Origin of the sequence: Vibrio mimicus CAIM 602, assembly GCF_000338875.1 — a bacterium.
Lineage (GTDB): Bacteria > Pseudomonadota > Gammaproteobacteria > Enterobacterales > Vibrionaceae > Vibrio > Vibrio mimicus.
In genome coordinates this window covers 112,420-124,990 of record NZ_AOMO01000030.1, presented here as the reverse complement: position 1 = coordinate 124,990, position 12,571 = coordinate 112,420, and the positions used below count along the sequence as shown (strand labels likewise).

Genomic DNA, 12,571 nt, shown 5'->3' with positions numbered 1-12,571 from the left:
TGTTTTGTTTTCACATTTATCAGCCGCCATCTCTCTAAGATTCTGCTTCATCAACAAATCTGTGGTGCAAGTAGAATTATTGTCTCTCTGTTGACACTGCCTGCTTGAAAATTGACCTTGGTCAATTCTTAACTGAGTTAAGCTCCTACACTCAAAGAGCGAGCAACGTGAATTCCTTGTCAGGAGGCCAACATGAACAGCACATTCATTGTTAACTTTGTCGGAAAAGCGACACCAGCCACAATAAAACAACTGGCTGCCGTTACTCACGAAAATGGTGGAAAATGGCTCATCAGTAAGGTGAATTTCATCGAAGACAGCGTTGCTGCTGTAATCAAGATAGAGTTACCTAAGGGAAACGCAGGCACCGTTAAAGAAGCTTTCCAATCATTCCCTGGACTGTTAGTTGAAATTACCGATTCAGATCCGCACGTTCACAAGAGTGATACGGTTTACCAAATACGGCTTGATGCCAATGACCGTGCGGGTATTGTCAACGAAATTACTCATCTATTAGATGGTCAAGGGATCAGCATTCTTGATATGGATTGCCAACGCGTATTTATTGCTGGCGGCGGAGGCATCAGTTCAAGCCTGTTTACTGCCAATGTCGCGATGCGTTTACCTGTTAATACTGAAATCGATGATGTAGTTAAAGAGCTCGAAGCATTGAGTGAAGATACTCGCGTCACACTCGAAGCTTAAATCACTCCCACCCAAAGAGGGAGGTACGCCTCCCTTCTCAAACTTAAGCAATTACACTCATTCTCACCAGATAGTTGAGCCAGTTAACAAATCACACCCTACAACTGGCAAATCACACGTTGTCATCCATTCTTTTATTAGATCTTATCGGCCATCCCATACAAACAATAACGCAGCCAAATAAGACACCCGATCATTACAATGCTCAGTCAGGTGGTAACGTCATGTTGAAGCTAGAGAATATCAAGGTCAGTTATAAACTGGCCGCAATTGTTATCGTCGGTATTGTCGGATTTTTGAGCTTACTACTCATTTCCGCGAATGCCTTACAAGAAAATCTCGTTGCTGAACGGGAAGCTCGTTTGAAAGCCGTCATCGAAAGTACGCTTTCTCAAATTGCTTACCTCAATCAAACCTTGCCTAAAGAGCAAGCTCAAGAGCAATCCAGAGCCCTAATCAATGCACTGCGATTTGATGGCAACAACTACATGTTCGTGATCGATGAATCTCGTTTTACGGTTGTACATCCGATTCGACAGGATTTAGTTGGCAAGCAGATGGGCACTGCGGGTGCAGACACAGAAGGGCAATTCTGGTTCACCATGGTTGAGCTTGCTCGTAATGGTCAGCAAGGTTCACTCATCTACCCTTGGAAAAATCAGCAAGGCAAGCCTGCCGATAAGCTTTCTTACGTTAGTGGATTTGCACCTTGGGGGTGGATTTTAGGTTCAGGTATGCTGCTGGATGATATTGAACACGCAGTCTACCAACAGTTCCTTAATATGGGGTTAGCCACTTTGGTGGTCACTCTCATCATGGTCGGCCTTGGAGTGGTCATCAGTCGAGCTATTATTCAACCACTCGACACCATCAAAGATGCCATGAAGAAAGTCGCACAAGGCGATCTTACAGCCCAAATCCCTGTTACGGGAACCGATGAACTTGGTATCGTTGCTCGACGTATTAACGACAGTATCTCATCCGTGCGTGTTGCTTTAGTCGAGTCGGTGCAATCGGCCTCCTCCGTCGCAGAGGCCGCCATTCGCATTGCTTCCTCCGCAGAAGAAACAAGCCAAGCCGTCGTGTCTCAGCGTGATCAATTAAGCCAGCTCGCCACAGCAATGAACCAAATGACGGCCACCGTAGCCGATGTGGCTGGGCATGCAGAAGATACCGCCCGCGATACGCTTGATGCCAGTAAAGAAGCGAATTTGGGCGATAAAGACGTCCATTCCAGTGTTGATAGCATTCGTGCCTTGTCTGTTGAGCTTGGAATCGCCACAGACCAAGTCAACAAACTCAAAGAAGGCGTAATGCAGATTAGTGAAGTCACCTCGGTGATTAGCGGGATTTCAGAGCAAACCAACCTACTCGCCTTGAATGCAGCGATAGAAGCGGCGCGAGCGGGCGATCAAGGCCGCGGCTTTGCGGTGGTTGCGGACGAAGTGCGTAATTTGGCCAGCCGGACTCACCACTCCACTGACGAAATCCAAACTATGATTAACCGTTTACAGCAACTCGCGGTGAGCACCGCAAGTGCCATGCAGAAAAGTCAGGATTTGGCGGCAAACAGTGTTTCAACCGCTGAAAATGCGGGCAGTGACTTATCACTCATCGTTAACCATATTCAGCATGTCAGTGACAAAGCCACACAAATTGCCACAGCTGCTGAAGAACAAAGCGCGGTGGCTGAAGAGATGAACCGCAATGTGAGTGGCATTAATGATGCGGCGCTTGAAATGTCGCAAGCAGCCACTTATCTGGCCGAAGAGAGTGAGAAGCTCGCTGATTTATCTCGCCAGCTCGACCAGAAATTGACGACGTTTAAATTGTGAAAATGGCCTAAACGACTGGAGTTACAGCTGGGCGGTGAATCTCATCAGCATAGAAACTCTGTGATTGATGTGAGAACTTCGCTAATCACGCTGTAACTTCAAGTAGGAAGGGATTACTCTTTTCATCGGCAGGCAGAGATCGTCGTGGGCATTCTTCGATGAAAGTGCTACCCTTACGGCATTATCTACTGCGAGAGAACAAAATGAGCAAATTAACGGCAGATATCGACGCGAATCTAGCGCTGTTTATTCAAGAAACCCAAGAAAACCAACTTGTTTGGGGTTTACGTAACGAAGAAGGTTGGCTCTCTTGTGAATCGACTGAATTTGAAGAAAGTGAAGTGATGCCTTTCTGGTCATCTAAAGAAGATGCGCAAATTCATAATGTTGAAGAGTGGGCTGACTTTGAAGTCGTTGAAATCCCGCTTGATGTGTTTGTAGAAGATTGGTTAATCACGCTCGATGAAGATGGTGTTTTAGTTGGACCAAACTGGAACGCGAGTCTTGAAGGTAAAGAATTAGAGCCATCACAACTGGCCAAACTCTACCTATAACCTATTCCCTATGTAGGTTAATTGGTATTTCGGTTCTCCCTACCGATAAGGCGCGTTTTCGCGCCTTTTGTTTTTCCACATGAATTTTATCTCCCCAATCTATTCTCGGCAATAGCCCCACTTAGCAAGCTTTGTTACACTTGCCCTCCTGTTAAACACCATCCGGAACACAAGCATGCAATTAACTAAGCTGACGCAAGAGATCTTCGACCACTTATATCGTGATATCAGTGAATTTCGTCAAACCTTTGATCTGCCCGTCGCCGCACCACAAACCTTAAACGAGCAGGCAGACACCTTACACACCTCTTTGGCGATCGAAGAACTGACGGAACTTGCACAAGCCGATAATAAAACCGAACAAGCGGATGCAATTGTGGATACCGTATACGTCCTTATGGGACGACTGGTGCATTTGGGGCAATCTAAAATAGAAGACAATCTCGCCATCAGCTATCTAATTGATCTTCTTCTGCATGTCGCCAATAACTTAAACATCGAATTCCTACCTTGCTGGGATGAAGTGCATAGCTCCAACATGAGCAAAGTGTGCCGTAACGAGCAAGAGTATTTAGATACTGAGAAGTTCTATGCAGAACAAGGCATCAAACTGATGGCGGTTCACCAAGGTCAGTACATCATTGCAAAATGTGCCGAAGATTTTATCTCTGAGTCAAAAACCATTCGTCAGGGTAAAGTGCTCAAATCCGTTTACTATCGTCCAGCTAACTTGGCAGCACTGACTCAATAAGCGGATCTCGCAATAACTTGGCGTTTTCGTTTTTAAGCCCAAGCTAGGAAAAGTAACAAGCCACCTTAATCCTAAGGTGGCTTGTTATATCTGATTGAGGGTCTAACCGTATACGAGAAGCTCAGTCGAACAAGAGATGATAATGGCCTTCAAGCTCCACTCTGCGAATGGAAGTGCCGAATACATCTTGTAATGCCTCTTGAGTAAGCACCTCTTCAGCACAGCCTGCGTGATACAACACCCCATTTTTGAGCATCAGAACCTTATCTGCATGTCGCAAAGTCCGATTGAGGTCATGGTTAGCCATAATGATGGTCAGTCCTTGTCCGGCCATGCGCTCAATCAGGCGGTACAGCAAACTTTCTTGAGCAATGTCGAGCGGTGCGGCGGGTTCATCCCAAATCAGCAAACGGGCAGATGGATTTAACGCCGGAGAAACTTGCAAGCAACTGCCAGCCAAGCGTACGCGTTGCCATTCGCCACCAGAAAGCTGATGGATCGAACGATGCAGCTTGTCATCAATATTCAGCAGACGGCTGATCTCATCAATTTCACTGGCAACTTCTGGGCTATCAATAGCAATACCGGCAGGGATGGAGAGCGCTAAGTATTGGAAAACCTGCAATTGAAAACTGGGTTTATCATTTTGGGCAAGATAGGCACGATGCAGGGCTAACTCAGAAAGACTCGCCTCCCCCACTTCCAACTCATCAATCTGGATAGAGCCTGAAAATGACGTCAACCCCGCCAATGCCGCCAGAAAGGTACTCTTACCACTGCCATTGGGACCAATCACATGCCAAACTTCGCCAACGTTGGCACTGAGTGAGAGAGGTAGCAGACGCGAATCCACCTGTAAGCTATTAACACGAATCATGGTTTCTCACCAACATCCAGATAAAGATTGGCGCGCCCAAAGTGGTTGTCACTACACCAAGCGGTAGCTCGCCACTGCCTAGTGCCATACGCGCAATCAGATCAGCACTTACCAGCAACAAAGATCCACAAAGTGCCGACATAGGCAACAGCAATCGATTTTCAGAACCTAGGATTAAACGCAGTAAATGAGGAACGACCAAACCAACGAAACCAATCACGCCCCCCAATGCCACAGAGGAACCAACCAATAACGCAATAGCCAGGATCAAACGCCAGCGGACACGATGAATATCGACACCCAATTGTTTTGCGTGACCTTCTCCGAGCATGAGCTTATCCAACACTCCGCCTTGTAACGCAAGCCAAAACACCACCGGAATCGCGACCAAAGAGAGTGTGTGCTGATACCAGCTGACTCCTGCAACACTGCCCATCAGCCAGTACATCAATTGACGTAAGCCTAAATCATCACTGAAATAGAAAGCCCAAGTGACCACTGCGCCTGACAAGATACCTAACGCAACACCGACCAACAGCAACCTAGCCGTGGTTAAGCGTAATTTGCGCGCCATCATCACCAAGAGCAGAGTGAACAGCAAAGCGCCCAGTACAGCAGCAACCATAAAAGCAACGGGCGAATTTAAGCTTGGGAAAAACAACAGCAAGATGACCATGGCGACACTCGCCCCACCGGATACCCCAACCACACCGGGTTCAGCGAGCACGTTACCGAGCAGAACTTGTAAAGTTGCGCCTGCAATCGCCAAGGAAGCACCAATCACCGCAGCGGCAAGAAGTCGAGGTAAACGCAAGTCCCAAACCAATTGCTGTTCAAGCGAAGACCATGTGGAAAAAGGTGATAGCCACACTTCCCCCACCAACAAATAAACGCAGCTTAGGATCAGAAATAGCCCGCACAGCAGGTAACTACTGTGGCGCCAGCGTCTTTGCTTGTGTTGAAGCAGTCGATGAAAATCCATCTTGTCATTCATAGAAAAAAGAATGGCCTAACCTTACCGTTAAGCCATTCAAATAGAAAGCGGTTCATGCGAATGCACAATCAGTCGTACACCAATTGGTCATCTTCATAACGAGTATTGACTTTACACACCATCAAGGCAGCCCGCTGCCCTATTGCGACGTTTCGATTCGGGAACACAATGGCTTCACCTTCATTCTTTGCCATCAAAGGTTTATCACCATCGTGGCCAAAGACTTCGCCATGCATAAACGCGGTGAAGTTTTCCACATCATCACTGAAGCGAAAATCAAAGTCATCGTGTAGGCGCACTATGGTACGGCTCACTCGGTACATCACCGTTTTTCTTGGTAAATGTTCCGGTTTATGACGTGAAATGAGATCGCGCATTGCCAAATCGAAGGCAACCAAGCGATCCAATTGGTTTTCTCCTAAACGGGCAACTTGACCAAGTTCTAAGGTTAGAGCTTGGGCGGCGAAATGCTCTGCCGAGTACCAACTGAAAGTACTGGAAGGAGCATTAGAAAGCATTACAGCTTCAATATGCGCTTGTTCGACAAACTGCATCAGGCTTCGGCTACGCACAAGATGACGAGATTTAGGGCTCACAGCAAACGAATAATGCTTCGAGGCACGGATTGCGCAGTGCAAATCCAGATGCCAACGTGAGTTTTCTTCGGTATTGGCGAAAAACTGATCGAGCAGCAACTTCAAATTATCAGCGATGGCTAACTCAGCGCTCGGCGCGTGCGGTTTGTCATCAAACAAACGATTGAGATTCTGTTCAATAAAACGGGAATGACGTTGAGTCGCCTCAGGATGAGCAAGAATAAACAAACAGCGCTCAGCAACAGGTTGAAATCCGCTGACAATATCTTCAACCCACTTATCCATTAGCTCCATTGGCGCAGTTTCATCGCCGTGGATACCACAAGAAATCACCACATTTTTACTTGTTGCATCATACTGCGCTGGGATGACTTCCAGCACACCACGTTGATGCAGCTTTAAAGTCACACCCTGTACTGTACGTAGGGATTGAGTGACCATTGAGTGGTCGAGGTCTAAGCTGTCGAAAAGAAAAGATTGGCGGAAGAGAGACTTCGTCATGCGCTACTCCTTTATTGCACAGCGGTATGTTAAGAAATTGTACGAACAATTTATGCCAAGAAGATCGCACTTATGACGACCCATACGATCTCTGTGGCAGAGGAAAATGACACTTTCTTTCCATACCCAGCCAGATGGCGACGATATAGCCGCGGATTCTATCATTAATTCAATAAGATGCTCTATATCGAAATCGCTTTATGGATAATCTCCAAGCGCATTTCCGATGCTGCTCACGCTCACAAAAGGTGGCTCACCGGGATAGAGGTTGAGTTGGGTCAGTGATTGATAAGGAATATTTAAGCGGCTATACCAATTAGGATTACGCCAATCCACACCCAACACTTCCGCCAGAATCAGGCGAATTGTTCCAGCATGGCAGATGATAAGCGTATTACTCTCTAACCTAGGCAACCATTGCTGCCATGCTTGACTAACTCTTTGATAAGCATCAGCTAACGGTTCTGCTTGCGGCAAGGTATGTTTAGCGGGATCTTGCCAAAAGGCCTCCAATAATGGCCACTCACTTTCTAGCTCAGAAAAACTTTGCCCATCAAACTGACCAAAGTTCAGTTCTTGAAAATTGGTATCGTAATCAAGCGTTATCTCTGGACGTACCGTTCGAATTTGCTGCGCCAGATCGGCACAGCGACGCAAAGGCGAGCTAATCACACGCGAGAACGGCAAGCCAACCAATTGACTTGTTATCGCTTGCTGGATGTCAGCATCAACCGCAACATCCGTAATGCCATTTAGTGCTGCTGGGCCTTGCGTTTTACCGTGACGCAGTAACCAAATCGTGATCATAGCGTGTTGACTCACTCACCTTTTAAGCGCTGTGGCAGCCCAGCTACTACTAGGGTAACGGAATCGGCTAAAGCAGCGATTTTCTGGTTCATCCAACCCGCATGGTCAACAAAGAAGCGAGTCAGTTCACCCATAGGAACTACTCCCATCCCAACTTCATTACTCACTAAAATTACTGTGGCTTGGGTCTGTGCTAATGCAGTCAGCAATTGCTCTACATACTCATCAATCAACGAGGAAGAAAACGATTGTTCATGTTCAAAAAGCAGGTTGTTCAACCACAAGGTCAGGCAATCCACCAACACCACATCGTTTTTTTGAAAGCGAGCTAAATAGTCCGCCAGCGCGAGAGGGACTTCATGCTCAATCCACTCGGCAGTGCGTCTTGCTTGATGATGTGCAATTCGTGCCCGCATCTCATCATCCAAAGCAGCGGCTGTCGCAACATAATGTAGAGAAGCAGAATGTTCTTGCGCGGCCTGCTTCGCAAAAGATTCGGCGTGGCTGGATTTACCGCTGCGTGCACCACCTAAAATTAAATGTACGCTCACTTTGCCTCCTAAATCATCAGCTCATGCTGTAAAAACGCCAGCAAGATCAGATAGATCAGCAGTTCCATTAGTTGTTGAGCAGCCCCCAAGCAATCCCCGTAAATCCCCCAAACGTTTGATTAGCCATCGACGGAAGGTTTGTCTAAAAATCAGGCTGGCTACAATCATCACTGCCATTAGCTGCCATGAAAAGCAAAGTAATGTCATCAACGCCGTGAGCGCTAAAATCGCCAAATCGCTGCTCGACTGCTGTTGAGCAAGAGGTTTGCTTTTGCTGCTATCGGCATCTGAAACATATGGGGTGTTATGAATTAGTGAAGCAGCAACTGCGCGGCTCAGCGTATAAGCCATCAACCAAATTGGCACCAATGATGTGAGATCAGCCAGCTCAGTCAAAAGTAAGTATTTACCAAACAGTGCCATTAACAGAGCACTGGCACCATACGTTCCAATACGGCTGTCTTTCATAATGGCTAAACGGCGCTCCGCGGTCATACCTCCACCGACGCCATCGGCCATATCAGCTAACCCATCCTCGTGGAATGCTCCCGTCAGTAACAGGCTAAGTACCATGGTCAGAAAAACGCTGATATTGGTTGAAAAGAGTTGAGTCGCCAATGAATAAACCAGCGCGCAAATCCCACCTAATAGCAAACCGACTAACGCGAAATAGCGCCCCGCCTGATTCATCCGCTCACTGCTATAAGGCAGGTTAACGGGAACAGGGAGACGTGAGAAGAAACTGACGGCAAGCAGAAAAAGTTCTAATTGATAACGCAAAATTGCCGCCATTACACGGTCACCCCTGCATCGGCAAAACTGGCCATGTTGTTGTAGAACTCGACTGCCGCACGCACGATACCTAGTGCCAATACCGCCCCGGTTCCTTCACCTAAACGAAGCCCTAAATCGAGGAGAGGATCTGCGGCAAGCAGACCTAATACGGCGCGATGCCCAGTTTCTTGTGAGCGGTGAGCAAACAGCAAATAGTCACGTACATCTGGTTCGATTAAAGTTGCGATGTAAGCGGCAACCGTAACAATAAAACCATCCACCAGTACTGGCGTTTGTTTTTCGTATGCGCCAAGGAAAGCTCCGACCATCTGAACAATTTCAAAGCCGCCAACCTGCATCAATACTTCTTGTGGTGCAGCACCTAAGCAACGCTCTACACCTTGTGTCACTAACTCAATTTTCCGCTGGTACTGTTCATCGCTGATGCCAGTTCCACGCCCTACGCATACTTCAATCGGAAGACCTGAAAGTGCTGCCAATAGCGCTGCGGCGCTGCTGGTATTGCCGATGCCCATTTCACCAAACATCATTAGGTTGCATCCCGCATCAACTTCACGATGAATCAGTGCTTTGCCCAACTCAATACCTGTTTGTACTTGTTCTTGGGTCATGGCGGCTTGCTGTGCAAAGTTTTGTGTTCCCGCACCGAGTCGCTGCTCAATCAAATCACTATGCGCGGGTTGTGCGCGAAGGATGCCACAATCGATCACTCGCATCGCTGCTTGCTCACTGCGGCAAAAACAGTTAATGGCCGCCCCACCAGCTAGAAAATTTCTCACCATTTGCTCGGTTACGGCACTTGGAGCAATGCTAACGCCTTGTGCGGCAATGCCATGATCGGCAGCAAACACCAATACTGTTGGCTGATGAATTTCAAGTTGAGTCATCGCACTTTGCTTGGATTGACTTTGGATCAGCGCTAAATGGTGCGCAACGCGCTCAAGCTGACCAAGCGCCCCTAGTGGCTTAGTTTTTTGGTCAATTCGTTGTTGGATTTCGGCGCTGAACGAGCGATCTAACATGCAGGCATCCTTACTTCTTTTTTTGGGCTTGGAAATGAGTCGGCACAGTCTACTCGCTCTGGGCAACAAAGCAAAAACCTTCACGCATTTTGCTTAGCCTGCCGCAAAGCAAACTTACTGACATTTTCCTTCGTATAAGCAGTTGAAATTAGATGTTCTATACTCTTGGTATGAATAGTGCTTCTATCTTTGACGCTTCAGTTTGGCTTCCCTTTCCCGTAGTTGTCTCTAAATGGAGACACAACAAGGAGTTGTACCATGATTGCCAACCAAAGATCACCCAAACAGAAACCCAACAAACCCGCGGGTAAAAAAGGCAAACGCATCCCACTCGCGCTGACCTAATGCTATACGCTTCGGTTACGTTGTCTAAGAAAGATCGAATGAAGAAATTGTGTGTGATAAGCATCAGGTCTGGGCATAACCAGACCTGATGAATGTGGCTTAATGTGAGTTGAGCTTGTCGACAGCGACTGAATTGATGCAGTAACGCAAACCACTGGGTGGTGGGCCATCTGGAAACACATGCCCTAAATGCGATGCACAAGTGTTGCAACGCACTTCCACTCGGGCACGCGCTAAGCTGTGATCCATATGGTACGAGATTGCATTAGATTTCACAGGCTGTGAAAACGAAGGCCACCCAGTGCCAGAGTCAAACTTCGTTGCTGAATCAAACAGCAGAGTTTGGCATCCAGCGCATTGGTATAAGCCGGGTTCAAACAACTCACACATCGCATTAGAAAATGCTCTTTCCGTTCCATGTTGGCGCATCACGTAATACTGCTGTTCATTGAGTATTTCACGCCACTCAGCATCGCTGCGGATCACCTCACGATCCGGTGCCGGATTACCTTGATTTGCAAAGTCCAACACTTGTTGCCAATTCAACATAATTATCTCCTCTTGCTTTACCAAACAGCAGACCGTGGATTTACCCTTCTTATTTCATTTCTTTGATTAGAGGTTAATGCCATAAAAAAGACTTTCTTTGCTTAAAGTTTCCACAAACTGATTTTAGATTAACCAACTTCCTGTTTTTGATAACTATTAGTTATAAAACATGTATTTTTCTGAGTTTATTTTCGTGATAGCGATCGCTATATTCCCAGAAAATCATTCTCATTTGATGTTCTAACACGTTACCTCTGCCACTTTAAAAGTGCCGTCACGGTTAGATTTCAAACCCCTTTTAAGGATTTCATTATGTCAGTGGTTACCATCGCAGCACTTGTGATTTTCGCGGGCTTATTGTTGTATCTCTTCGGACTACAGAAAAAAGCATCCACCCTTTCTCGTCAGGTTTTGTTTGGTTTAGTTCTTGGTAGTGCATTTGGTTTAGCGCTGCAAGTCGTTCTGGGCGAAGGCCACCCAGCAATTAAAGAAACTCTTTCTTGGATTGGCATTGTCGGTAACGGCTATGTTGGTTTACTAAAAATGGTGATCATGCCACTGGTACTGGTTTCCATGATTTCAGCGGTTGTACGACTGGATAAAAACGGCTCACTGGGCAAAATCTCTGGCCTGACCATAGGTATTTTGCTGGTAACAACCGCGATTTCAGCGCTGATCGGTATCCTGATCACTCAAGCGTTTGGTTTGACGGCGGAAGGTTTAGTAGAAGGCGCACGTGAAACCGCACGCATCGCAGTGCTGGAAAGCAGAGCTTCAAGCGTCGCTGATCTAACCATCCCACAGCTTTTAGTAAGCTTTATTCCAACTAACCCATTTGCTGATTTAACGGGCGCACGTTCGACTTCAATCATCGCGGTAGTAATTTTCGGTGTGCTTACTGGTATTGCCGCACGCAAAGTGATGGCTGATAAGCAAGAATTAGAAACGCCAATCCGTACTTTTGTTGAAGCCGCACAAGCGATTGTGATGCGACTTGTCAAAATGATCATGGCGCTGACGCCTTACGGCATTGCAGCCTAATGGCTAAAGTGGTCGCGACTTCAAGCGCTTCCGACATTCTGAGCTTACTGGGTTTCATTGTTGCGTCCTATGTTGCGATTGCACTGATGTTTGTGGTTCATGGTCTGCTCGTGGCTATGGTGGGTGTGAACCCAACCACCTACTTTAAAAACATCTGGCCGGTACTGACCTTTGCCTTTACTTCGCGCAGTTCAGCCGCAACGATTCCGCTGAATGTAGAAGCGCAAATCACCAAACTGAATGTGCCACCTGCGATTGCTAACCTATCTGCGTCATTCGGTGCAACGATTGGTCAAAACGGCTGTGCGGGTATTTACCCTGCGATGTTGGCAGTGATGGTTGCACCAACAGTGGGTATTAGTCCCCTGGATATCCACTTTATTGTGTCCTTGATTGCCATGATCACCATCAGCTCATTTGGTATCGCAGGTGTTGGCGGTGGCGCGACCTTCGCAGCTCTGATTGTTCTGCCTGCTATGGGCTTACCAGTGACGATTGCGGCACTGCTGATTTCTATCGAGCCACTGATTGATATGGCGCGTACTGCACTCAACGTATCCGGTTCAATGACTGCCGGAACTATGACCAGCCGCTTACTCAAACAAACAAGTGAAGAGGTTGAGCATAAAACTCAGCAAGCTTAATCTT

11 protein-coding genes and 2 pseudogenes are annotated in these 12,571 nt (G+C 47.1%); 5 read left to right on the top strand and 8 right to left on the bottom strand.

Features of this window, described 5'->3' with window-relative positions:
* The first annotated feature begins 192 nt into the window (after positions 1-192).
* From D908_RS09495 to D908_RS09510, 4 genes are all read left to right on the top strand, one after another.
* Positions 193-705 carry a glycine cleavage system transcriptional repressor gene (locus D908_RS09495; RefSeq protein ID WP_001089205.1) on the top strand — a complete coding sequence of 171 codons (513 nt, stop codon included), beginning with the start codon at positions 193-195 and terminating at the stop codon, positions 703-705.
* A gap of 224 nt (positions 706-929) precedes the next feature.
* Complete coding sequence (locus tag D908_RS09500) at positions 930-2,540, top strand: methyl-accepting chemotaxis protein (protein ID WP_005524564.1); 1,611 nt, start codon at positions 930-932, stop codon at positions 2,538-2,540.
* A gap of 203 nt (positions 2,541-2,743) precedes the next feature.
* A complete protein-coding gene (locus D908_RS09505) occupies positions 2,744-3,094 on the top strand; it encodes a DUF2750 domain-containing protein (RefSeq protein WP_000041072.1) in 351 nt (116 codons plus the stop codon).
* Between the two features lie 175 nt (positions 3,095-3,269).
* Positions 3,270-3,845 carry a nucleoside triphosphate pyrophosphohydrolase family protein gene (locus D908_RS09510; RefSeq protein WP_005524563.1) on the top strand — a complete coding sequence of 192 codons (576 nt, stop codon included), beginning with the start codon at positions 3,270-3,272 and terminating at the stop codon, positions 3,843-3,845.
* A gap of 121 nt (positions 3,846-3,966) precedes the next feature.
* On the opposite strand, the gene btuD is transcribed toward D908_RS09510, so the two are convergent.
* From btuD to msrB, 8 genes and pseudogenes are all read right to left on the bottom strand, one after another.
* Positions 3,967-4,722 (bottom strand): vitamin B12 ABC transporter ATP-binding protein BtuD, encoded by a 756-nt coding sequence (gene btuD / locus D908_RS09515; protein WP_000621854.1) that lies wholly within the window; start codon positions 4,720-4,722, stop codon positions 3,967-3,969.
* A complete protein-coding gene (gene btuC / locus D908_RS09520) occupies positions 4,709-5,704 on the bottom strand; it encodes a vitamin B12 ABC transporter permease BtuC (RefSeq protein WP_005524561.1) in 996 nt (331 codons plus the stop codon). The genes btuD and btuC overlap by 14 nt, the downstream gene beginning before the upstream one ends.
* Positions 5,705-5,784: 80 nt before the next feature.
* On the bottom strand, positions 5,785-6,813 hold the full coding sequence (locus tag D908_RS09525; protein ID WP_005524559.1) for a succinylglutamate desuccinylase: 1,029 nt from the start codon (positions 6,811-6,813) through the stop codon (positions 5,785-5,787).
* 198 nt (positions 6,814-7,011) lie between these two features.
* Positions 7,012-7,620 (bottom strand): histidine phosphatase family protein, encoded by a 609-nt coding sequence (locus tag D908_RS09530; RefSeq protein WP_005524558.1) that lies wholly within the window; start codon positions 7,618-7,620, stop codon positions 7,012-7,014.
* 11 nt (positions 7,621-7,631) lie between these two features.
* Entirely contained in the window at positions 7,632-8,171 is a 540-nt protein-coding gene (gene cobU / locus D908_RS09535) for a bifunctional adenosylcobinamide kinase/adenosylcobinamide-phosphate guanylyltransferase (RefSeq protein ID WP_005524557.1), read from the bottom strand.
* An 8-nt stretch (positions 8,172-8,179) separates the two neighbouring features.
* A pseudogene (locus tag D908_RS09540) lies at positions 8,180-8,963 on the bottom strand (adenosylcobinamide-GDP ribazoletransferase).
* Positions 8,963-9,988: a nicotinate-nucleotide--dimethylbenzimidazole phosphoribosyltransferase gene (gene cobT, locus D908_RS09545; protein WP_005524555.1), complete on the bottom strand. Its 1,026-nt coding sequence runs from the start codon at positions 9,986-9,988 to the stop codon at positions 8,963-8,965. The pseudogene D908_RS09540 and the gene cobT overlap by 1 nt, the downstream one beginning before the upstream one ends.
* A gap of 444 nt (positions 9,989-10,432) precedes the next feature.
* Positions 10,433-10,882, bottom strand: coding sequence for a peptide-methionine (R)-S-oxide reductase MsrB (gene msrB / locus D908_RS09550; RefSeq protein WP_000935878.1), 450 nt, complete (start codon positions 10,880-10,882; stop codon positions 10,433-10,435).
* Positions 10,883-11,194: 312 nt separating this feature from the next.
* Between msrB and D908_RS0119390 the strand changes: the two are divergent.
* A pseudogene (locus D908_RS0119390) lies at positions 11,195-12,567 on the top strand (L-cystine transporter).
* Positions 12,568-12,571 lie beyond the last annotated feature (4 nt).

Bases quoted from the DNA above. Each gene is read 5' to 3' on its own strand.
- btuC (WP_005524561.1), bottom strand. From the start codon at position 5,704: ATGGATTTTCATCGACTGCTTCAACACAAGCAAAGACGCTGGCGCCAC.
- cobT (WP_005524555.1), bottom strand. From the start codon at position 9,988: ATGTTAGATCGCTCGTTCAGCGCCGAAATCCAACAACGAATTGACCAA.
- D908_RS09525 (WP_005524559.1), bottom strand. From the start codon at position 6,813: ATGACGAAGTCTCTCTTCCGCCAATCTTTTCTTTTCGACAGCTTAGAC.
- D908_RS09500 (WP_005524564.1), top strand. From the start codon at position 930: ATGTTGAAGCTAGAGAATATCAAGGTCAGTTATAAACTGGCCGCAATT.
- btuD (WP_000621854.1), bottom strand. From the start codon at position 4,722: ATGATTCGTGTTAATAGCTTACAGGTGGATTCGCGTCTGCTACCTCTC.
- D908_RS09505 (WP_000041072.1), top strand. From the start codon at position 2,744: ATGAGCAAATTAACGGCAGATATCGACGCGAATCTAGCGCTGTTTATT.
- D908_RS09495 (WP_001089205.1), top strand. From the start codon at position 193: ATGAACAGCACATTCATTGTTAACTTTGTCGGAAAAGCGACACCAGCC.
- msrB (WP_000935878.1), bottom strand. From the start codon at position 10,882: ATGTTGAATTGGCAACAAGTGTTGGACTTTGCAAATCAAGGTAATCCG.
- D908_RS09510 (WP_005524563.1), top strand. From the start codon at position 3,270: ATGCAATTAACTAAGCTGACGCAAGAGATCTTCGACCACTTATATCGT.
- D908_RS09530 (WP_005524558.1), bottom strand. From the start codon at position 7,620: ATGATCACGATTTGGTTACTGCGTCACGGTAAAACGCAAGGCCCAGCA.